At 72.7% G+C, this 21,023-nt stretch carries 19 protein-coding genes, 5 tRNA genes and 1 pseudogene; 16 read left to right on the top strand and 9 right to left on the bottom strand.

Annotated features, from left to right (window positions below):
• Positions 1-9 precede the first annotated feature (9 nt).
• Complete coding sequence (locus ACFYYJ_RS20770; protein WP_385128835.1) at positions 10-639, bottom strand: lysophospholipid acyltransferase family protein; 630 nt, start codon at positions 637-639, stop codon at positions 10-12.
• A gap of 276 nt (positions 640-915) precedes the next feature.
• Between ACFYYJ_RS20770 and ACFYYJ_RS20765 the strand changes: the two genes are divergently transcribed.
• From ACFYYJ_RS20765 to ACFYYJ_RS20755, 3 genes are all read left to right on the top strand, one after another.
• Entirely contained in the window at positions 916-2,073 is a 1,158-nt protein-coding gene (locus ACFYYJ_RS20765) for a glycerophosphodiester phosphodiesterase (protein ID WP_389134303.1), read from the top strand.
• A gap of 73 nt (positions 2,074-2,146) precedes the next feature.
• Positions 2,147-2,656 (top strand): RNA polymerase sigma factor, encoded by a 510-nt coding sequence (locus tag ACFYYJ_RS20760; protein WP_385129440.1) that lies wholly within the window; start codon positions 2,147-2,149, stop codon positions 2,654-2,656.
• A 37-nt stretch (positions 2,657-2,693) separates the two neighbouring features.
• The gene (locus tag ACFYYJ_RS20755; RefSeq protein ID WP_385129436.1) at positions 2,694-3,200 is read left to right on the top strand and encodes a GNAT family N-acetyltransferase; all 507 of its coding nucleotides are present in this window, start codon (positions 2,694-2,696) and stop codon (positions 3,198-3,200) included.
• Positions 3,201-3,293: 93 nt separating this feature from the next.
• Here the strand turns inward: ACFYYJ_RS20755 and ACFYYJ_RS20750 are convergent, their stop codons facing one another.
• Complete coding sequence (locus ACFYYJ_RS20750) at positions 3,294-3,737, bottom strand: hypothetical protein (RefSeq protein ID WP_389134299.1); 444 nt, start codon at positions 3,735-3,737, stop codon at positions 3,294-3,296.
• Positions 3,709-4,077 carry a hypothetical protein gene (locus ACFYYJ_RS20745; protein WP_384587812.1) on the bottom strand — a complete coding sequence of 123 codons (369 nt, stop codon included), beginning with the start codon at positions 4,075-4,077 and terminating at the stop codon, positions 3,709-3,711. The genes ACFYYJ_RS20750 and ACFYYJ_RS20745 overlap by 29 nt, the downstream gene beginning before the upstream one ends.
• Before the next feature lie 114 nt (positions 4,078-4,191).
• On the opposite strand from ACFYYJ_RS20745, the pseudogene ACFYYJ_RS20740 reads away from it, so the two are divergent.
• The 9 genes and pseudogenes from ACFYYJ_RS20740 to ACFYYJ_RS20700 form a co-directional block, all read left to right on the top strand.
• Positions 4,192-4,320, top strand: a pseudogene (locus tag ACFYYJ_RS20740) (HAD family hydrolase); the annotation flags it as partial.
• A gap of 387 nt (positions 4,321-4,707) precedes the next feature.
• A complete protein-coding gene (locus ACFYYJ_RS20735) occupies positions 4,708-5,772 on the top strand; it encodes a methionine ABC transporter ATP-binding protein (RefSeq protein ID WP_389134296.1) in 1,065 nt (354 codons plus the stop codon).
• Complete coding sequence (locus tag ACFYYJ_RS20730; protein ID WP_385129428.1) at positions 5,769-6,437, top strand: methionine ABC transporter permease; 669 nt, start codon at positions 5,769-5,771, stop codon at positions 6,435-6,437. The genes ACFYYJ_RS20735 and ACFYYJ_RS20730 overlap by 4 nt, the downstream gene beginning before the upstream one ends.
• Positions 6,438-6,518: 81 nt before the next feature.
• Positions 6,519-7,382 carry a MetQ/NlpA family ABC transporter substrate-binding protein gene (locus ACFYYJ_RS20725; protein WP_389134293.1) on the top strand — a complete coding sequence of 288 codons (864 nt, stop codon included), beginning with the start codon at positions 6,519-6,521 and terminating at the stop codon, positions 7,380-7,382.
• A 183-nt stretch (positions 7,383-7,565) separates the two neighbouring features.
• Entirely contained in the window at positions 7,566-8,246 is a 681-nt protein-coding gene (locus tag ACFYYJ_RS20720; protein WP_385365875.1) for a GNAT family N-acetyltransferase, read from the top strand.
• Between the two features lie 94 nt (positions 8,247-8,340).
• On the top strand, positions 8,341-9,543 hold the full coding sequence (cbiE, locus tag ACFYYJ_RS20715) for a precorrin-6y C5,15-methyltransferase (decarboxylating) subunit CbiE (protein WP_385365874.1): 1,203 nt from the start codon (positions 8,341-8,343) through the stop codon (positions 9,541-9,543).
• 228 nt (positions 9,544-9,771) lie between these two features.
• Positions 9,772-13,068: a nicotinate-nucleotide--dimethylbenzimidazole phosphoribosyltransferase gene (gene cobT / locus ACFYYJ_RS20710; protein WP_389134289.1), complete on the top strand. Its 3,297-nt coding sequence runs from the start codon at positions 9,772-9,774 to the stop codon at positions 13,066-13,068.
• 387 nt (positions 13,069-13,455) lie between these two features.
• The gene (gene cobA / locus ACFYYJ_RS20705) at positions 13,456-14,688 is read left to right on the top strand and encodes a uroporphyrinogen-III C-methyltransferase (protein ID WP_385129419.1); all 1,233 of its coding nucleotides are present in this window, start codon (positions 13,456-13,458) and stop codon (positions 14,686-14,688) included.
• A gap of 42 nt (positions 14,689-14,730) precedes the next feature.
• Positions 14,731-15,543, top strand: a complete 813-nt coding sequence (locus tag ACFYYJ_RS20700) for a TrmH family RNA methyltransferase (RefSeq protein ID WP_384756297.1) — start codon at positions 14,731-14,733, stop codon at positions 15,541-15,543.
• Positions 15,544-15,723: 180 nt separating this feature from the next.
• Here ACFYYJ_RS20700 and ACFYYJ_RS20695 read toward each other — a convergent pair whose 3' ends face one another.
• Entirely contained in the window at positions 15,724-16,932 is a 1,209-nt protein-coding gene (locus ACFYYJ_RS20695; protein ID WP_389134285.1) for a protein kinase, read from the bottom strand.
• Between the two features lie 563 nt (positions 16,933-17,495).
• Here ACFYYJ_RS20695 and ACFYYJ_RS20690 point away from each other — a divergent pair.
• The 3 genes from ACFYYJ_RS20690 (at position 17,496) to ACFYYJ_RS20680 (ending at position 19,230) form a co-directional block, all read left to right on the top strand.
• Positions 17,496-17,681 (top strand): hypothetical protein, encoded by a 186-nt coding sequence (locus ACFYYJ_RS20690; RefSeq protein ID WP_385129416.1) that lies wholly within the window; start codon positions 17,496-17,498, stop codon positions 17,679-17,681.
• A 225-nt stretch (positions 17,682-17,906) separates the two neighbouring features.
• Positions 17,907-18,848: a phosphotransferase family protein gene (locus ACFYYJ_RS20685; RefSeq protein ID WP_385129415.1), complete on the top strand. Its 942-nt coding sequence runs from the start codon at positions 17,907-17,909 to the stop codon at positions 18,846-18,848.
• Between the two features lie 73 nt (positions 18,849-18,921).
• Positions 18,922-19,230 carry a zf-TFIIB domain-containing protein gene (locus tag ACFYYJ_RS20680; protein ID WP_385129413.1) on the top strand — a complete coding sequence of 103 codons (309 nt, stop codon included), beginning with the start codon at positions 18,922-18,924 and terminating at the stop codon, positions 19,228-19,230.
• Between the two features lie 55 nt (positions 19,231-19,285).
• Here the strand turns inward: ACFYYJ_RS20680 and ACFYYJ_RS20675 are convergent.
• From ACFYYJ_RS20675 to ACFYYJ_RS20655, 5 genes are all read right to left on the bottom strand, one after another.
• Positions 19,286-19,360: transfer RNA gene (locus tag ACFYYJ_RS20675), tRNA-Val, on the bottom strand.
• Positions 19,361-19,412: 52 nt separating this feature from the next.
• Positions 19,413-19,484 (bottom strand) — tRNA-Val (locus ACFYYJ_RS20670).
• Positions 19,485-19,518: 34 nt separating this feature from the next.
• A tRNA-Val gene (locus ACFYYJ_RS20665) sits at positions 19,519-19,590 on the bottom strand.
• A gap of 1 nt (position 19,591) precedes the next feature.
• Positions 19,592-19,665, bottom strand: a tRNA-Cys gene (locus ACFYYJ_RS20660).
• A gap of 41 nt (positions 19,666-19,706) precedes the next feature.
• Positions 19,707-19,779, bottom strand: a tRNA-Gly gene (locus tag ACFYYJ_RS20655).
• Between the two features lie 180 nt (positions 19,780-19,959).
• Here ACFYYJ_RS20655 and ACFYYJ_RS20650 point away from each other — a divergent pair.
• Entirely contained in the window at positions 19,960-21,018 is a 1,059-nt protein-coding gene (locus ACFYYJ_RS20650; RefSeq protein WP_385364927.1) for a chorismate-binding protein, read from the top strand.
• The last annotated feature ends 5 nt before the right edge of the window (positions 21,019-21,023 follow it).

Genomic DNA, 21,023 nt, shown 5'->3' with positions numbered 1-21,023 from the left:
GCCGGTGGCTCAGGCCGCCTTCGCCTTGGTGGCGTACATGTCCACGTACTCCTGGCCCGAGAGCCGCATGACCTCGGCCATGACCGAGTCGGTGACGGCGCGCAGCACGTACCGGTCGCGGTCCATGCCCTCGTAGCGGGAGAACTCCATCGGCTCGCCGAACCGGACGGTGACCCGGCCCGGGCGCGGCATGCCGGCGCCGCCGGGCTGGAGCTTGTCGGTGCCGATCATCGCGAACGGGACCACGGGGGCGCCGGTCATCAGCGTCAGGCGGGCGATGCCGGTGCGGCCGCGGTAGAGCCGGCCGTCGGGGGAGCGGGTGCCCTCGGGGTAGATGCCGAAGATCCGGCCCTCCTCCAGGATGCGGCGGCCGGTCATCAGGGCCGCGACGCCGCCGTTGGCCCCGTCACGGTCGACGGGGATCATGCCGGCGCCGGTGAAGAACCAGGCCATGAGCCGGCCCTTGAGCCCCTTGCCCGTGACGTACTCGTCCTTGCCGATGAAGTGGACCGTGCGGTCGCACACCAGCGGCAGGATCATCGAGTCGATGAAGGTGAGGTGGTTGCCCGCCAGAATCACCGGTCCGGAGCCCGGAATGTTCTCGATGCCCTCCACACGGGTGCGGAACATCAGGCGCATGACCGGTCCGACAGTGGCTTTGATGAGGCGCGTACGGAACAACGTGGGCCCTCCGGCATCGAAAAGCGGATCGCGCAAACCCCACCCTACGGCGGTAGCGCAGGTGAGGACGATACTCGCGGCCCGACGCTGATCGCACATCGGGTTCACGCATCGGATACGCAGTGTTGACGCACGTTTCCGCCATGTTCCCCGCGCGCCGGCCCTCCCGACACCTCCGCCCGCCTACCATCGGCACGCCATTCAGGGCCTTTTCACGAGCGGGGAGTGACACTCATGACGCAGGGCGGGGCAGCGCGGCGCACGGTCCTGGGGGCGGCCGTACTGGCGGCCGGGACGGGCATCTCCGGACTCTCGGCGGGATCCGCCTCGGCGTCCGAGAGCGGATCGGGCCGCGGGGACGACCTCCCCCACCCGACGGTCATCGGGCACCGCGGGGCCAGCGGCTACCGGCCCGAGCACACCCTCGGCTCGTACCAGCTCGCCCTGGACCTCGGCGCCGACGTCATCGAGCAGGACCTGGTGCCCACCCGCGACGGCCACCTGGTCTGTCGTCACGAGAACGAGATCGGCGGGACCACCGACGTCGCCGACCACCCCGAGTTCACCTCGCGGCGCACCACCAAGTCCGTCGACGGCGTCTCCGTGACGGGCTGGTTCACCGAGGACTTCACCCTGGCCGAGCTGCGGACCCTGCGCGCGAAGGAGCGCATCCCCGCCCTGCGCCAGCGCAACACCCTCTACGACGGCCAGTGGGCCGTGCCCACCTTCGAGGAAGTGCTGCGCTGGGCGGACCGCGAGGGCAAGAGGCGCGGCAAGCGGGTCTGGTTGCACGTCGAGACCAAGCACCCCACCTACTTCCGCGGACTGGGCCTCGGCCTGGAAGAGCCCCTCGCCAAGCTGCTGCGCCGCTACGGGCGCGACGGCCGGGGCGCGCCCGTCTTCCTCCAGTCCTTCGAGCCCTCCAGCATCCAGCGGCTCTCCCGGCTGGTCTCCGCGCCCCGCGTGGTGCTGCTCTCCGCCGCGGGCACCCGCCCCTGGGACTTCGAACAGGCCAAGGACCCCCGTACGGTCACGGACCTGGTCAAGCCCGAGGGCCTGAAGTGGATCGCCGGCTTCGCCCAGGGCATCGGCCCCACCATGGACCTGATCCTCCCGCGCGGCGCGGACGGCAGGCTCGGCGCCCCGACCACGCTGGTCGCGGACGCGCACGCCCAGGGACTCGTGCTGCACCCCTATACCGCGCGCAACGAGAACAACTTCCTGCCCGCCGAGTACCGCAAGGGCACCGACCCCACCGCGTACGGGGACGCCTTCGGCGCCTTCAAGACGTACTTCGAACAGGGCATCGACGGAATCTTCACCGACAATCCGGACACCGGGGTGCTCGCCGCGGAGGCCTTCCGGCCGGGCCGACGCCCCGTCAACCGCTGAGCGGAGCTTCCCGTACGAGTGGGCCGGGCACGGTGGGGAAACCACCGGGCCCGGCCCACTCGTCCCGCCCGGCATGGACCTGCTGAACGAACTGGGCCCGCTGCTCTCCGCCGAAGCGGCCGCGGAGGCGCCGGGCACCGGAGTGGACGCGGCCGACCTGGAACAAGCCGTCTGGGTCAGGCTGCTGGAGCAGGGGGGACGCACCCCCGAACCCGCCGAGCCGGCCCGCTGGCTCCGGCGCGCGGTGCGAGCGGAGGCCCGCAGCGCCCGGCGGCGCGCCCGGCGCGAGATCCCCTATGACCGCCCTCGGGGTTCACCCGCCGCCTCCGGACCGGAGGACGCCCTCCTGCACGGGGAGGAGAACCGGGTCCTGCGGTCGGCCGTCGCCCGATTGCCCGGACGCTGTCCCGAGCTGATGAAGGCACTTCTTTCGCCCAGAGACCTCACCTACCGTGAAATCGCAGGAGAGTTGGGTATCTCACAAGGAAGTTTAGGGCCCGTGCGTTCCCGTTGCCTGGGATGTCTGCGCAGAATGCTGGCTGCAGAGGTTGCGGCTCCTGGCCTGTGGGGAAAGGAGCGGTAGACCATCGGGCTACCAGGTGAGCGGGAGGCATGCGCACATGGGCATGAGCGTGACCATTTCGGCGGCGGCTGCCGAGGATGCCGAGCAGATCTTCAAACTGCAGTACCTGGCCTTCCAGAGCGAGGCCGAGCTGTACGGCAACTACCTCATCCAGCCGCTCACCCAGTCCCTGGACTCCCTCAAGGGGGAGCTGGCGACGGACACCGTCCTGGTGGCCCGTCTCGGCGACGAGGTGGTCGGCACGGTCCGCGGCACCGTCGACGAGGACGGCACCGGCAGGATCGCGAAGCTCTGCGTCCACCCCCGCCTGCAGGGCCACGGCCTCGGCGGCCGGCTGCTGCGCGCCGTGGAGGAGGCCCTCTCGGGCGCCGGCGCCACCACCCGCTTCCGCCTGCACACCGGCCACAAGAGCGAGTCCAACCTGAGGCTCTACCGCAAGGCGGGCTACACCCAGGTCGGCGGCCGCACCGCCTCGGACGGCGTGCGGCTGGTGATCCTGGAGAAGGAAGCCAAGGACCCGACCGACTTCGCGGTCAGCGCGTAGGCCCTCGTCGGGCGATCGGCCGGGCGCTACCGGACCGCACGGCGCGCGTGACGGTCCGGGGTCCCGGCACGGACCGCCCCGGACCGGCCCCGTTCAGCGCTTCCGGCGGAGCCACAGCATCCCGGTGATCGGAAGGATCACCGGGATGAACAGGTAACCCATCCCGAAGTACGACCACACGGTCGGCTCGGGGAACGCCTCCGGGCGGAGCACGGTCCACGTGCCCACGACCAGTACGCCGGTCAGCTCGGCGGCGCAGCACACCAGCGCCGCCCGGCGGGCCGCTTCCCCGCCGCGCACCAGCGAGTACGTGATGAACGCGTAGACGAGCGCGGCCACCGCGGACAACGAGATCGCGAGCGGCGCCCGGTCGAACTGGGTCGAGATCTGGTAGGCCGAACGCGAGAGCGCGCCCACCACCATCACCCCGTACAGCCACACGAGCAGCGTTCCCGGGCCGGAGACCAGCCGCTTCCGCGACTCCGGTGCGCTGGTGGTCGTCGTGGTGTCAGGCACCGGGGGTCCCCCAGATGTCATAGAGCCGTACTTCGAGGACGGCGAGGACGAAGGCGCCCGCGGCCACCGTCACCGAACCCCACTTGGTCCGCTCGGTGAGCGACAGCATCCCGGCGGCCGGTACCGCGGCGAAGGCGCCGATCAGGTAGGCCACGAAGATCACGTTGCCCTCGTCGGGTTTCTCGCCCCGCGCCAGCTGCACCAGACCTATGACCAGCTGGGCCAGGACCAGCAGGGTCACCACGGCCATGCCGATGAAGTGCCAGTCCTTGGTCGGAGTGTCCCGCCAAGCGGCGTGACCGCACCAGGCGGCGAGGGCGAGTGCGGCCACGCCGATGGCGACCGTCAGGGCGTCGAGCATGCAGCGAGGGTATTACGGGCCGAAAGACCCGATGCGCGCGCCCCTCTTCCCGGACTTCGCCGGTGGACGTGAAGCGGCACGCCGAAGCACCGCTGTTCGACGACGACGTGCGGCGGGCGTGCGGCCGGCATGCGAACCGTGGCCTTGACCACAACGCGCACCGCCGCCGCACTCGACGCGGACATGGTCGTACGGGACCCGTCCGCCGTGTCCGTGCAGGTGGGCGAGGGGATCCTGCCCATCGGGACGCATGGCTGGACTCGACCGGCGATGTCCGGAATACGATCGGAATCCGTCCGCTATTCGGACGTCGTTGATCGGTGAAGCGACATGTCTGCTTTACTGGGGCCCATGACCACGACGAGCAGCCGCACCCTTGCGACCGAGGCGACGATGACGCCCGGTGCTCGTTGTATGTGTCGAATGTGCGCCTTCTGAGGGCCCCCTCCGCAAGCCTCGCGCCCCGAAGCGAGACCGGCCGAGCCCGTCCGCGCATCCCGGACCGCTCCTGCCCCGCGCACGCGTCGAGACCGCCGATTCATCCCGGTTTCAGCCCGTATCGCGTCCCCAGATGTTTGCCCCGTACACGGCACCCGCACGCGCCGTGCACTCGACAGCGACGGAATTCCTGTGATCACCACATCGGGCCTCACGAAGGTCTACCCATCCCGTGACCGCGAGGTCACCGCCCTGGACGGCGTCGACCTGCACGTCCGCGAGGGCGAGGTCTACGGAGTCATCGGCCAGAGCGGCGCCGGCAAGTCCTCCCTGATCCGCTGCGTGAACCTGCTGGAACGCCCCACCAGCGGCACCGTGAACGTCGACGGCGTCGACCTCACCGCGCTCGCCGGCCGCGGCCGCCGCGCCGGCAAGGAACTGCGCCGCGCCCGCAGCCGCATCGGCATGGTCTTCCAGCACTTCAACCTGCTGTCCTCGCGCACGGTCCAGGCCAACGTCGAACTGCCCCTGGAGATCCTCGGCGTCTCCGGCCGCGACCGCGCCCGCAAGGCCCTCGAACTCCTCGACCTGGTCGGCCTCGCCGACAAGGCCAAGTCCTACCCGTCCCAGCTCTCCGGCGGCCAGAAGCAGCGCGTCGGCATCGCCCGCGCCCTGGCCGGCGACCCGAAGGTGCTGCTCTCCGACGAGGCCACCAGCGCCCTGGACCCGGAGACCACCCGCTCCGTCCTCCAGCTCCTGCGCGACCTCAACCGGCAGCTCGGCCTCACCGTCCTGCTCATCACGCACGAGATGGACGTGGTCAAGTCCGTCTGCGACTCGGCCGCCCTGATGAAGCGGGGCCGGATCGTCGAATCCGGCACCGTGTCCGAGCTCCTCGCCACGCCCGGCTCCGAGCTCGCCGCCGAACTCTTCCCCGTCACCGGATCCGCGACCGGACCCGACCGCACCGTCGTCGACGTCACCTTCCACGGCGACGCCGCCACCCAGCCGGTCATCTCCCAGCTCGCGCGGACGTACAACGTCGACATCTCGATCCTCGGCGCCGCGATGGACACCGTCGGGGGCAGGCAGATCGGCCGGATGCGCATCGAGCTCCCCGGCCGCTACGAGGAGAACGTCGTCCCGGTCGGCTTCCTGCGCGAGCAGGGCCTCCAGGTCGAGCTCGTCGACGGCGCCGCAGCCGCCGACGCCCTGAACGACGAACTCGCCGCACTGGTCGAGGATGGTGCCAAGTGACCTGGTCCGAGATGCAGCCCCTGCTCACCCAGGGCACCTACGACACCCTCTACATGGTGCTGTGGTCCACGCTGGTGACGGTCCTCGGCGGACTGCCCATCGGCATCCTGCTCGTCCTCACGGACAAGGGCGGCCTCCTGCGGAACCGGCCGCTCAACAAGGTCCTCGGCGTGATCGTGAACATGGGCCGCTCGCTCCCGTTCATCATCCTGCTGATCTTCCTGATCCCGGTCACCACCGCGGTCGTCGGCACCTTCATCGGCCCCACCGCCATGATCGTCCCGCTCGCCATCGGCGCGATCCCCTTCTTCGCCCGGCTCGTCGAGACCGCCGTCCGCGAGGTGGACCACGGCCTGATCGAGGCCGTCGAGTCCATGGGCGGCGGCATCCCCACCCTGGTCGGCAAGGTGCTCCTGCCCCAGGCCCTGCCCTCCCTGGTCGCCGGAGTCACCACCACCGTCATCACGCTGGTCGGCTACTCGGCGATGGCCGGCGCCGTCGGCGGCGAAGGGCTCGGCTCCAAGGCCATCACCTACGGCTTCCAGCGCTTCGAGACCGGCTTCATGGTCGCCACCGTCGTCGTGCTGATCGTCCTCGTCACCGTGATCCAGCTGATCGGCGACGGAGTGGTCCGCCTCCTGGCCCGCCGCGGCCGGACGGCCTGAAAAACAGACTTCCCCCCCCAAGAGCCCGCACTTGTCGTGCTTGGGCCACATCACCGAACAAATGTCAGAAAGGCACTCTTCGTGCGTAAGAACGTCAAGCTCACCGCCCTCGCCGCCACCGCCTCCGCGCTCGCGCTCGGCCTCACCGCCTGCGGCACCTCCTCCGACCCGTCCACCGCCAAGGCCGACGGGGGCAAGACCGACGAGAGCAAGCCCCTCGTCATCGCGGCCTCCCCGAGCCCGCACGCCGACATCCTGAACTTCGTCAAGGACAAGCTCGCCGCCAAGGAAGGCCTCAAGCTGGAGGTCAAGGAGTTCACGGACTACGTCCTGCCGAACACCGCCACCGAGCAGGGCCAGGTCGACGGCAACTTCTTCCAGCACAAGCCGTACCTCGACGACTTCAACAAGAAGAACGGCACGCACATCGTGCCCGTCGTGAACGTGCACCTGGAGCCCCTCGGCCTCTACTCCAAGAAGGTCAAGGCCCTCACCGACATCAAGGCCGGCCAGACCATCGCCGTCCCCAACGACACCACCAACGAGGGCCGCGCCCTCCAGCTGCTCGCCGCGAACAACCTCATCACCCTCAAGGAGGGTGTCGGCACCGGCGCCAAGCTGTCCGACATCACAGACAAGAAGGGTCTGGAGTTCAAGGAGCTGGAGGCCGCCACGGTCCCGCGCGCCCTGAACGACGTGGACGCCGCCGTCATCAATGGCAACTACGCCATCGAGGCCAAGCTGTCGCCCGCCAAGGACGCGCTGGTCCTGGAGAAGGCCGAGGGCAACCCCTACGCCAACTTCCTCGCGGTCAAGGACGGCAAGCAGGACGACCCGCGCATCCAGAAGCTCGCCAAGCTCCTGAACACCGACGAGGTCAAGAAGTTCATCGAGGAGAAGTACCAGGGCTCGGTCATCCCGGCCTTCGGCGCCCCGAAGTCCTGACCCCGATCCCGACCCGAAGTCCCGATCGCCCGGCTGCGATCCGGCCCCGCACCCCCAAGTGGGCGTGCGGGGCCGACTTCTGCCCGCTTCCGGGCAACCCGGCCATGCGCTTCACGCGACCCATGCTGCATGCTGTGGCCTACCACCCACGCAAACGGTCCAGCAAAGGCGATGGAGCTGCGCATGACTACCACCTTCCCGGACGTCACCATCAGCACGGACCGGCTGGTGCTGCGCCCCTTCGAGGAAGACGACGTCACCGCGCTCACCGAGATGATGAACGACGAGAACGTCACCGCCTGGACCACCGCGCCGCACCCCTACACCCCCGCGGACGCGCACGCCTGGGCCACCCGGCAGTCCCACGCCGAACGCACCGGGGGGCGCGGCATCGTCTTCGCCGTCACCGAGTTCCTCACCCAGCGCCTCGTCGGCATCGTCCACCTCCAGAACACGAACTGGCGCACCCGCGCCACCGAGGTCGGATACGTCACCGCCCCCTGGGCCCGCGGCGAGGGCTACGCCAGCGAATCCGTACTCGCCGTCGCCCAGTGGCTCTTCCGCGACCAGGGCTTCGAACGCCTCGAACTGCGCACCGCGGCCGACAACACCGCCTCCCAGCAGGTCGCCCAGAAGATCGGCTGCATCAGCGAGGGCGTACTGCGCAACGCGTGGATAGTCCGCACCCAGAACCCCGACGGCACCTGGGCCGACACCCGCACCGACCTCATCGTCTGGAGCCTCCTCCCCGAGGACCTCGACGAGGGCGACGACTACGAAACCGCCTACGGATACGAGGACACCTACTCCTTCGGGCAGCGGGCGGGCGCGAACGGCTACGCCGTCGGCGCCGACTGGAGCTGACCGGCCGACCGGGTAGTCTCGCCGTGCGGCCCGGCCCCGGTCCCACCGCGACCAAGACGAATTCGCCTGCCCCCACACCAGGAGACTGACGACGATGTCCGACCGGGTCACGGTGATCGGCTGGGACGGTTCCCCCCTGACCGCGGCCGCCCGGTCCGCGCTCTCCGCCGCCACGCTGGTGGCGGGCGCCGCCCACCACCTCGCACTCCCCGAAGTCCCGCCCACCGCGGAACGCGTCCGCCTCGGCAGCCTCGGCATCGCCGCCCGCCGCATCGCCGGCCACCGCGGCACCGCCGTCGTCCTCGCCGACGGAGACCCCGGCTTCTTCGGCGTCGTACGCACCCTGCGCGCGCCCGAGCACGGCCTCGAAGTGGAAGTCGTACCGGCCGTCTCCTCCGTCGCCGCCGCCTTCGCCCGCGCCGGCATGCCCTGGGACGACGCGCAGGTCGTCGTCGCGAACCGCCGCACCCTGCGCCGCGCCGTCAACGTCTGCCGAGCCCACCCCAAGGTCGCCGTCCTCACCTCGCCCGGCGCCGGACCCGTCGAACTGGCGCTGCTCCTCGAAGGGGTCCACCGCACCTTCGTCGTCTGCGAGGAGCTCGGCACCGACCGCGAACAGGTGAGCGTCCTCACCTCCGACCGGGCCGCCGACCACAACTGGCGCGACCCGAACGTCGTCATCGTCATCGGCGGCGCCGGCCAGGCCCTCGAAACCGAACCGGGCTGGCTGCTCGGGCAGCGCCCCGCCCCGGCCGCCGAACGCGGCTGGGCCGGGCCGCAGGTCGAAGCGGGGGAGGGGCAGTCCGCACAACTGCGGGCCGCCCAACTGGCCCGACTCGGCCCCCGCCCCGGCGACCTCGTCTGGGACATCGGCGCCGGCACCGGCGGCGTGGCCGTGGACGCCGCCGCCTTCGGCGCTGCCGTCATCGCCGTCGACGCCGACCCGGACGCCTGCGAAGGCGTAACTGCCGCCGCCCGCAAGCGCGGCGTACAGGTCCAGGTCGTCCCCGGCCGGGCGCCCCACGTGCTGGAGGACCTGCCCGAGCCGGACGTCGTCCGCGTCGGAGGGGGCGGCGCCGCGGTCGTCGAGGCCGTCGCCGACCGGCGTCCCGAACGGATCGTCAGCCACGCGTCCACCCGCGACGAGGCGGAGGCCATCGGCCGGGTACTCGCCGAACACGGGTACGCGGTCGAGTGCGCGCTGCTCCAGTCCGTCGGCCTGGACACCCGGACCTGGGCCGAACAGGACCGTTCCGTGGTGTTCCTGCTGGCAGGCCGGCGCCCGGTGAACCGCTGACCCGGAGGCCGGGGTAGGCTGGCCGATCGTCGTACCGCCCAGGACGATTCGGGCATCACGGCGCAGCCCGTGCGGCGACGTGGCGCAGTCCACAGAGGACCGCGGCGGTTATGGCCGCCACGAGGGCTAACGGGCGCGACAATGCTTACTGGTTGTCGCGCGGACCGTTCGTTCGTCACGTGGACGCCGGGCGATCGAAGAGGCACAACCGATGGGCGAGGGGTACGCATGACTGACACCGGCCAGGTCCCGGGAGCGGGTCACCCGGACAACGCGGGCATGGTGGATCAGCAGGGCATCCCCGCTCCGGTCCAGATCCCGGCACCGATTCCCGCCGGCTACGCCTTCCACGACCTCGTGGACGACCCGGCGGAGCCGGAGGACGAGGAACTGCTCCTGATGCCGAGCGGCCAGGGTGCGTGGAGCGACCCCCAGGTCGTCCCGCAGGCCCCCGAGTTCCCGGCCTACGGCACCGACCAGCAGTACTCCGAGGCCCCGGTGTTCGCCGAGCCGGCCGCCTACCCCGAGTACCCCTCCTACGGCGCAGGCGTGCACGAGGCGGGCGGCCGTGACTCCGGCGCCCTCGACCTCGGCGGACTGAACGTGCCCCCGCCGGCCGCCCCGGCCCCGGTCCGCCGCCCGCTGCACATGGGTCCGCCCGTGCCCGAGGCCACCGGCGGGGTCGTACGCTCCCTCGCCGACCGCGGCCCGGCCGCGGCGCCCGCGCCCCTGCACCAGCCCGGCCCGCCGACCTTGGGCCCCGAATACCTCGACCTCCCGGCGGCCGCGGCCCCCCAGACGGCCGAGATCCCGCCGCAGGCCGGCGCCCCGTGGACCACGGAAGCGCCGCTCGCCGAGCAGCCGCAGCCGATGGCCGAAGCCGCCCAGGCCCCCGAACAGCAGCCCGTCTTCGCGCAGGACCCCGCGCAGGCGGCCCCCGTGGCCCCGGCCGAGCCGGTGCCGTTCCCGGTGCCCCCGGTGGCCGTGGAACTCCCGGCCGAAGCTGCGGCCCTGCCGGTCGAGCCCGAGCCGCATCCCGTCCCCGCGCAGACCCCGGCCCAGCCCGACGCGCCCGCGGTGGCCGAGGTCGCCCCTGCCGAGGCCATCCCGGCCGCCGTGCCGGTGCCGACCGAGCTCCTCCAGCCGCTGCCCGCGGTCCCCGGAACGCCCGTCGCGCAGGCCCCCGCAGAGGTCCCGCCCCCGGCCGCCGTTCCCGTGGAACCGCTCCCGGCGGAGCCCGTCGCGCCCGAGGCCGTCCAAGCCCCCGTCGAGGCGCCCGAGCCCGTCGCGGCCCCCGAGCCCGTCGAAGCGGCCGCCGAGCCGGTCGCGCCCGACGCCGCGCCGCAGCCCGAGCCGCTCGCCGCAGCCGAGGCCGACGCCCCGCAGCCCGTCCCGGCCGAGCCCGTCGCAGCCGAAGCCCCGCAGCCCGAGGCGCCCGTACAGGCCGAAGCCGTCGCCCCGCAGCCCGAGGCGGCCGAGCCGGTCGCGGCCGATCCGGCCGCGCCGCTCACCGCCGACGCGCCGCAGCCCGTCGCGGTCGCCCCGGCCGCAGCCGCTCCGGCGGAGCCGCTCGCAGCCGCCGGCCCGCAGGCCGAGGCCGCCGAGCCCGAGGTGCTCGACCCGGCGACTCCCGCCGCGGCCGCCCCCACGGAGCCCGAGGCGGCCGACCCCGCAGCCCAGCCCACCGAGCCCGCCGCAGCCGACGCCGCAGAGCCCGCCGCAGTCGACGCCGCAGGACCCGCCGCCGAGGCCGCCGAGCCCGAGGCCGTCGACCCCGCCGAGCCCGCCGCAGGCGAGCCCGCTCCGGCGTACGACGACGCCGAACGCGAGGCCGTCCTGCGCGTGATGCGCGAGCGCCGCGACATCCGCAAGGGCTTCCGTACCGACCCGATCCCGCACGAGGTGCTGCTCCGCGTGCTGGAGGCGGCCCACACCGCGCCCAGCGTCGGCCACTCCCAGCCCTGGGACTTCGTCGTCATCCGTTCCGCCGAGACCCGCCGGACGATGCACGAGCTCGCCCAGCGCCAGCGCGAGGCCTACGCGAACTCGCTGCCCAAGGCCCGGGCGAAGCAGTTCAAGGAACTCAAGATCGAGGCGATCCTCGACACCCCGGTGAACATCGTCGTCACCGCCGACCCCACCCGCGGCGGCCGCCACACCCTCGGCCGGCACACCCAGCCGCAGATGGCCCCGTACTCCTCGGCCCTCGCCGTCGAGAACCTCTGGCTCGCCGCGCGCGCCGAGGGCCTCGGCGTCGGTTGGGTCAGCTTCTTCGACGAGCGCGAGATGGTCCGCGCGCTCGGCCTGCCGGAGCACCTGGAGGTCGTGGCGTACCTGTGCGTCGGCTACGTCGACGAGTTCCCCGAAGAGCCCGAGCTCGCGCAGGCCGGTTGGTCGAAGCGCCGCCCGCTCTCCTGGGTCGTCCACGAGGAGACGTACGGACGCCGCGCGCTGCCCGGCGAGGAGCCGCACGACCTGCTCTCCGAGACGGTCGCCGGCATCCGCCCGCTCGACGCGAAGGCGCTCGGCGAGGCGTGGGAGCGGCAGAAGCGCATGACGAAGCCCGCAGGGGCGCTCGGCATGCTGGAGATCATCTCCGCGCAGCTCGCGGGCCTTTCCCGGGTCTGCCCGCCGCCGATCCCCGAGCCCGCGGCCGTCGCGATCTTCGCGGGCGACCACGGGGTCCACGCCCAGGGGGTCACGCCGTGGCCGCAGGAGGTCACCACCCAGATGGTGGCGAACTTCCTGGGCGGCGGCGCGGTCTGCAACGCCTTCGCCAACCAGGTCGGCGCCGAGGTCTGCGTGATCGACGTGGGCGTCGCAGGCGACCTCCCGGCCACCCCGGGCCTCCTTCCCCGCAAGGTCCGCCCGGGCACGGCGGACCTGTCCACCGGCCCGGCGATGACCCGCGAGGAAGCCGTCGCGGCCATCGAGGTCGGCATCGAAACCGCCCGCGACCTGGTCGCGGCCGGCAACAAGGCCCTCCTCACCGGCGAGATGGGCATCGCCAACACCACCGTCTCCGCGGCCCTGATCTCGGTCTTCACCGGGGTCGACCCGGCCGAGGTCACCGGCCGCGGCACGGGCATCAACGACGAGACCCACGCCCGCAAGGTCGAGGTCGTACGCCGTGCCCTGGAGCTCCACCAGCCGGACCCGGCGGACCCGATCGGCGTCCTCGCGGCGATCGGCGGCCTGGAGCACGCGGCGATCGTGGGCCTCCTCCTCGGCGGCGCGTCCCTGCGCACCCCGGTGATCCTGGACGGCGTCAGCGCCGGAGCCGCCGCCCTGGTGGCCCGCGCCATCGCCCCCGAGGCCCTGTCCGCGTGCATCGCGGGCCACCGCAGCGCGGAGCCGGGCCATGTCGCGGCCCTCAACAAGCTGGGCCTGCGCCCGCTGGTCGACCTGGACCTCCGCCTCGGCGAGGGCACGGGCGCCCTGCTGGCCCTCCCGCTGGTCCAGAGCGCGGCCCGCGCGATGCACGAGGTGGCCACCTTCGACTCGGCGGGCGTCACCGAGAAGTAGCCCCGCGCCCCGCCTCCCGGTGCCGCCCCGAACCCCGCGCCTCCATCCCCGGCGGGGCTCGGCTCGCCTCCGGCGGCGCCTCGAACGCCGGCGGGGCTGGGTTTGGGCGTCCGGCCGCGCCCGACGACCGGCAGCAGCCGGCATCCAGCCCGTACGGCGTTTGAGGACCGGATCCGGGCGGAGCCCGGTTTCGGGAAGGGGCGGGGTGGGGGACGAGCCGCCCGCAGGGCCCGCCCCGCGCCCCCGCCCCGGCCGGGCCGTATGGTGGACCCGCAGCAAGAACCCGCACGTCAGCACACGCGCACCGCACCGCACCGCACACACCCCCGCCGCTCCAAAGCCGCAGCGGCAAGACAGAACCACCGCCGCATCAGGAGCCGCACCGCCATGGCCGAACACCCCGCGTACCCCGTAGGCCTCCGCCTCGCCGGCCGCCGCGTCGTCGTCATCGGCGGCGGCCAGGTCGCCCAGCGCCGCCTCCCCGCGCTCGTCGCGGCCGGCGCCGACGTCCTCCTGATCTCCCCCTCCGCCACCCCCTCCGTGGACGCCATGGCCGAGACCGGCGAGATCCGCTGGGAGCGCCGCCGCTACGAGGACGGCGACCTCGCCGGTGCCTGGTACGCCCTCGTCGCGACCCGCGACCGCGCCGCGAACGACGCCGCCTCCGCCGAGGCCGAGCGCGAGCGCGTCTGGTGCGTCCGCGCCGACGACGCCGACGCCGCCACCGCCTGGACCCCGGCCACCGGCCGCGTCGAGGGCGTCACCGTCGCCGTCCTGAGCGGCAACGACCCCCGCCGCTCCGCCGCGGTCCGCGACGCCGTCGTGGAAGGCCTGCGCGACGGTTCCCTGACCGCCGCCCGCCCGCACACCCCCGGCGTCGCCCTCGTCGGCGGCGGCCCCGGCGACCCCGACCTCATCACCGTGCGCGGCCGCCGCCTCCTCGCCGAGGCCGACGTGGTCATCGCCGACCGGCTCGGCCCCCGCGACCTCCTCGACGAGCTCCCCCCGCACGTCGAGGTCATCGACGCGGCGAAGATCCCGTACGGCCGCTACATGGCCCAGGAGGCCATCAACAACGCCCTGATCGAGCACGCCAAGGCCGGCAAGGCCGTGGTGCGCCTCAAGGGCGGAGACCCGTACGTCTTCGGCCGCGGCATGGAGGAGCTCCAGGCCCTCGCCGAGCACGGCATCCCCTGCACGGTCGTGCCGGGCATCTCCAGCTCCATCTCGGTCCCGAGCGCCGTCGGCATCCCGGTCACCCACCGGGGCGTCGCCCACGAGTTCACGGTGGTCAGCGGCCACGTCGGCCCCGACGACCCGCGCTCGCTCGTGGACTGGGCCTCCCTCGCCAAGCTCACCGGCACGCTCGTGATCCTCATGGGCGTCGACAAGATCGGCCTGATCGCCGAGGCGCTGGTGCGCCACGGCCGTTCTCCGCAGACCCCGGTCGCGGTCGTCCAGGAGGGCACCACCGCCGCCCAGCGGCGGGTGGACGCCACCCTGGCCACCGTCGGCGAGCGGGTCCGCGCGGAGGAGGTCCGTCCGCCGGCCGTCATCGTGATCGGCGACGTCGTCCGGGTCAACGCTCCCGGTGACCCGCTTCCCGCCACCAACGCCTGACAGGCCGTTGGCACCGCACCCAGGACAAGGCAGTATCACCCTGTGGCTGATCTCATCACCGTCGAAGACCCCGACGACCCCCGCCTGCGCGACTACACGGGCCTGACCGACGTCGAACTCCGGCGCCGGCGCGAGCCCGCGGAAGGCCTCTTCATCGCCGAGGGCGAGAAGGTCATCAGACGTGCCAAGGACGCCGGGTACGAGATGCGGTCGATGCTGCTCTCCTCCAAGTGGGTCGACGTCATGCGCGACGTGATCGACGAGCTCCCGGCCCCGGTCTACGCCGTGACCCCGGAGCTCGCCGAACGCGTCACCGGCTACCACGTGCACCGCGGCGCCCTCGCCTCCATGCAGCGCAAGCCGCTGCCGACGGCCGACGAGCTGCTGGCCACGACCCGGCGCGTGGTCATCATGGAAGCGGTCAATGACCACACCAACATCGGTGCCATCTTCCGCAGCGCCGCCGCCCTCGGCATGGACGCGGTGCTGCTGTCTCCGGACTGCGCGGACCCGCTCTACCGCCGCTCGGTGAAGGTCTCCATGGGCGCGGTGTTCTCGGTCCCCTACGCCCGTCTCGACACCTGGCCCAAGGGCCTGGACTCGGTGCGCGAGGCCGGTTTCAAGCTGCTCGCCCTCACCCCGCACCAGAAGGCCTCGCCCATCGACGTGGCCGCCCCGCACTCCCTGGAGCGGGTCGCGCTGATGCTCGGCGCGGAGGGCGACGGCCTGTCCACGCAGGCGCTGGTCGCGGCCGACGAGTGGGTACGGATCCCCATGGCGCACGGCGTGGACTCGCTGAACGTGGGCGCCGCGGCCGCCGTCGCCTTCTACGCGGTGGCCGGCGGCCGCTCCTAGTGCTCTGGCCGGAAAGGTTTGCCGGCTCGCGGCGTCCGGTGCGGTGCATCGCAAGGCGGAGGGCCACGCCTTGTACTGGACGTACTTGCGTGGCGCGACAACGCGGCGAGGTGCCGTGCCGGGCGTCGTGAGGCGGTGAACCTTTCCGGTCAGAGCACTAGCCGGCCTGGGCAGGCGCCGCTAGAGCTTCTGGGCGGCGGCGATGCCCAGCGCGACGATCAGCGTCACCACGACGAACACGATCAGCCGCTGCCGCATCAGCCGCGGGTCCGGCCGCGAAGGGCGCCGCCCCGTCCCGGTGGTCCGGGGCGCCGGGCGGCCCCCCGTGCGCCCCGAGGTCGGCCGCGAGGACGGGCCGCCCGAGCCCCGCGGGTGGCGGGAGGACGAGGGCCGTGAGTGCGGTCCGCTCGGGACCCCGCCCTTGCCCCGGGGCATGGTGCCGCCCCCCGTACGACGTTCCGCGCGCTGGTCGGCGAACGGTTCGGCGGGCTCGGGGAGCAGTCCCGTCGGCCGGTCGGTCCGGTCGGTCCGGGCGCGCTGGGCCGGCGGCCGGGTCTCGGAGAGCCCCTGGGCCTCCCGGGCCGCGATCTCCTTGAGCCGCATCGACAGCTGGAGCGTGCTGGGCCGGTCCTCGGGATCCTTGGCCAGACAGGCCCGTACGAGGGGCGCGAGCGCGTCCGGGACCCCGTGGAGGTGGGGTTCCTCGTGCACCACGCGGTACAGCATGACCTCGGAACTGCCGTGCCCGAAGGGGGAGTCGGCGGTCGCCGCGTAGGCCAGGGTGGCGCCGAGGGCGAAGACGTCGGTGGCGGGGGTGACGGCGGCTCCGCGCACCTGCTCGGGCGCGAGGAAGCCGGGGGAGCCGACGGCCGTGCCCACGTGGGTGAGGGTGCTCGCCCCGGTGGCCCACGCGATCCCGAAGTCGATGATCCGCGGACCCTTGGGGGAGAGCAGGATGTTCGACGGCTTGAGGTCGCGGTGGACGACCCCCGCCTCGTGCACGGCGACCAGGCCCTCGGACAGGGCGGCGCCGATCGCCGCGATCTGCGAGGCCGTGAGGGGGCCTTCCTCGGCCACCTTGTCGTGCAGCGAGGGCCCGGGGACGTACTGCGTGGCGAACCAGGGCCGCTCGGCCTCCAGGTCCGCCGCCACCAGCCGTGCCGTGCAGCCGCCGCGGATCCGCCGGGCGGCGGACACCTCGCGGGCGAACCGCGAACGGAACTCCTGGTCCTCGGCCAGATCGGGCCGGATCACCTTGAGCGCGACGCGCTGCCCCCGCCGGTCCGATCCCAGGTAGACCACACCCATGCCGCCGGCGCCGAGCCGTCGGTGCAGCCTGAACGAGCCGACGACACGCGGGTCCTCGCGCCGGAGCCGCATCATCGCCATGTCCACCCCGCTGGCCGGTCGTCCTGTTGACGTGGCACAGCTTACGGACCATCCGGCATGCGTGCTCAGAGGCCGCGCCCTCGCCGGGAGATTCGATCGTCAGTACGGCACAACACACTTGAGGGATCCTCAGGGAGTCCGCCGCGACCCGCCCGCCCGGTCCGGCGCGTCGCCAAACGGCTTGTGGACAAAGGGGATTGGGGTTGCGGACCGGCCGTCCGGGTGCATACCGCCCCATCGGAGCACACCCGCGCCACCCCCGCACCGAGTCGATCTTGTCGACGCCTGATGGGCGGACACCCGTGTGCAGGGAGTGACGGAAGTGAGCGAAGTCACTACGCTCCGGTCATCCCCTCCGGGAAGTCCCCCACTTGCGGGGGACGGTCTCCACCCAGGGGAGTACACCGGGCACGGCCCGTCATCCTCCTGGAGGCCCGCCAAAGGGTACGAGGGCATGAGGCCACGGGACCCCCGCGCGCCTAGTGTTGAGATCAAGCGGCGGGCAAGTGCTCTCGTCCCCCGAGGTCGAAGCCCGCCGCTGCCGAATCGACAGGGAGAGGATCATGGCGGACATCGCACGGCAGGGACGCAAGGCATTCGCGTTCAACAGCCATGAGTCCGGTAGGCGCCATCCTCTGGTGGCCGCGGCCATGGTCCTCCCCCTGGCCGCCCTCCTGCTCTTCCTCTTCGGAGGATTCGACCAGGTGGTGGCACAGGCGTCGTCCGTTGGCGTGATGCTGGGGCGCTGAGCGGCGCCCCGGGTCCGGGAGAGCGGCCCGGACCGGGACATCGGCCTGTCGAACCCCGTGGGGACGGGGGAGCGACGACGGACGGCAGGTGAAGGGTGCTGCCCGTACGACTGGGGAGTCGGACGGGCAGCACCCTTTTTCATGTCATCCGTCCCGCCCCGATCCGGCCGGCCCGGCGTACGATCCCCAGGAGGCCGCTGTTGCACCAGCCACCCCGGGGTTCCCATGACCGACTCGCTTCCCGAGGCACTCGCCGCCTGCACCGCCCAGCCGCTCCCGTACGCCCTCCTCGCGGACCGGGACGACGGCACCGTGGTGCGCTGCGGGGAGGTCGTGGCCAAGGCCCATGCCGGGGACGCCGACCACGAGGCCCTCGCCGTACGCCTGCGGATCGCCGGCCACCAGGCACTGGGCGGCGTGCTCCTGCCCCCGCTGCTCCCCGTGCCCGGCCGGGTGCAGGACCGGCCCGTCTCGCTGTGGCCGTACGGTGCCCCCGTCGACCCGCAGCGCCCCGACGAGGCCCCCTGGGAGGCGACCGCCGCGCTCCTCGCGGCCCTGCACCGGACGCCGCTCGCCGCCCTCCCCGGCCCGCTGCCGCCGATGCGCGGCCCCGCCAAGCTCGCCCGCGCCCTGGACCGTCTGCGAAGGGCGGAGGAACTGCCCGCGGGCCCGGACCCGGGCGAGGTGCGCTCCGTACGGGCGGCCGCGGCGACGCTGCCGGCCTGGGCGCGCGGGGAGGCGCAGGCGCCGCCCGGCGGAACGCTGTGCCACGGCGACCTGCATCTGGGGCAGCTGGTCCGCTATCCCGCCCCGCAGGGCCCCTGGTTCCTCATCGACGTGGACGACCTCGGACTCGGCACCCCCACCTGGGACCTGGGCCGCCCGGCCGCGTGGTTCGCCGCCGGGCTGCTCGACCCCGGGGCCTGGCAGCGCTTCCTGGGCGCCTACCGGGCCGCCGGGGGCCCGGCCGCGGGCCCGCCCGGATCCGATCCCTGGCCGGAACTCGACCTCGCTGCCCGCGCGCTCACCGTGCAGACCGCGGCCCTCGCACTGGCCAAGGCGGCGGAGGGGCGGCGCCGGCTCGACGAGGGGGAGCGGCTGATGGTGGACGCCTGCGGCCGAATAGCGGCGCTCCCGGCCGACTTGGAACGAGAGCCTCCGTCGTAGGGTGAGCTCCGCGCCACCGGGCATGCATCCGGTCATCCGGTGGCCACGTCCAAGCCGAGGAGTTGAACCGCCCATGCAGTGTCCGAAGTGTCACGCGATGATGCAGACCTACAACCGCAACGGTGTCCACATAGAGCAGTGCAGCGGCTGTCGCGGCATCTTCCTCGACTACGGCGAGCTGGAGGCGCTGACCCGCCTGGAGTCCCAGTACACCGCCCAGCAGTACGGCCAGGTCCCGCCGCCGGCGGCGCCGCCCGCCCCGTACCCGCCCCAGCACGTGGCCGCGGCTCCCGCCTGGGGCGCCCCGCACCACGGCGGCCACGGCCACGGTCACGGCCACCACCACCGCGGCGGATTCGGCCGGATGCTCTTCTCCTCCTGACGCCTTGCGCGACAACGCGGAAGCCCCGGCCGTCGAGACGGCCGGGGCTTCCGGATGGTGCGCGATACTGGGATTGAACCAGTGACCTCTTCCGTGTCAGGGAAGCGCTCTCCCGCTGAGCTAATCGCGCGGGCACCACGGCTCGAAAGCCGCAGGTCAAGCAGGTGTTACATGGTACTGCGTGCGCGATACTGGGATTGAACCAGTGACCTCTTCCGTGTCAGGGAAGCGCTCTCCCGCTGAGCTAATCGCGCGGGGATCCTTGCGGATCAGGTCCTTGCGGACCAGTGGACGATACTGGGATTGAACCAGTGACCTCTTCCGTGTCAGGGAAGCGCTCTCCCGCTGAGCTAATCGTCCTTGGAGGTGGAGACGGGATTTGAACCCGTGTAGACGGCTTTGCAGGCCGTTGCCTCGCCTCTCGGCCACTCCACCATGGAGCTGCGGGGGTTCTCGGGAAGAAGACCCCCACTTCGAGCGGACGACGAGACTCGAACTCGCGACATCCACCTTGGCAAGGTGGTGCTCTACCAACTGAGCTACGTCCGCAGGTCACCGTGTTCGCTCCGGGGTTTTTCCCCTTCGCTCCCTGGCGACGTGTTGAACTCTAGCGGATTCCCGGGCCAGCTCAAAAACGCGTTTCCGCAGCGTGCTGCCGCTCGATCACCAGCGGTCACGCGGCCGTCACCTCCCCGGCGCCGTCGCGTCACCGGTCATAGACTCGCAGCCGTGCACGACCTGCCTCCCATGGCCCGCTTCGGCGGCCTCCTCGCGACCGACCTCCGAGACGTCACCGGCGACCCTGGTGCCCTCGACTCCACCGGCTTCTGGGCGGTGGCCGCCGACTTCGAAGGGCGGCTCGTCTGCGCGCGCTTCGGCGACATACGCCCCGATCCCGTCCCCTCGCCCGTCCCCGGCGCCTGGCACGGCCCCGACGCCGACCAGTGGACCTCCTCCCTGGACCGCGCCGCGTACGTGGCCGGCGTCCGCCGCATCCGCGAGCACATCGCGGCCGGCGAGGTCTACCAGGCCAACCTCTGCCGAGTGATGTCCGCGCCGCTGCCGGACCCCGAGGGCGCGGACGTCGACGCCCTCACGGCGCTCCTGGCGCGCGGCAACCCCGCTCCCTACGCAGGAACGATTCGGTTGCCCGCGCACGGCGTGGAGATCGCCACCGCCTCCCCGGAGCTGTTCCTGCGCCGGTCCGGCCGCCACATCGAGTCCGGCCCCATCAAGGGCACCGGCCGCACCGCCGCCGACCTGCTCCCCAAGGACCACGCCGAGAACGTGATGATCGTGGACCTCGTGCGCAACGACCTCGGCCGGGTCTGCGCCACCGGCTCGGTCACCGTCCCCGAGCTGTGCGCCGTCGAGGAGCACCCGGGCCTGGTACACCTCGTCTCCACCGTCAGCGGAGAACTCGCCGACGGCGCGGGCTGGCCCGAGCTCCTCGCGGCCACCTTCCCGCCCGGTTCCGTCACCGGCGCCCCCAAGTCCTCCGCCCTGCGCATCATCGAGGCCCTGGAGACCGCCCCCAGGGGCCCGTACTGCGGCGGCATCGGCTGGGTCGACGCCGACCGGGGCACCGCCGAGCTCGCTGTCGGCATCCGCACCTTCTGGATCGACCGCGAAGCCCCCGGCGGGCCCCGCCTGCGCTTCGGCACCGGAGCCGGCATCACCTGGGGCTCCGACCCCGACCGCGAATGGGCGGAGACCGAGCTCAAGGCCGCCCGGCTGCTCCGGGTAGCGTCGGGGGCGCATCAGGCGACAGGCCGAACGGGATCGTGAGAGGG

Source organism: Streptomyces sp. NPDC002467, assembly GCF_042889825.1.
Lineage (GTDB): Bacteria > Actinomycetota > Actinomycetes > Streptomycetales > Streptomycetaceae > Streptomyces.
Note: the sequence above shows the minus strand (reverse complement) of the source record. Positions and strands in the feature narration are given on the sequence as shown.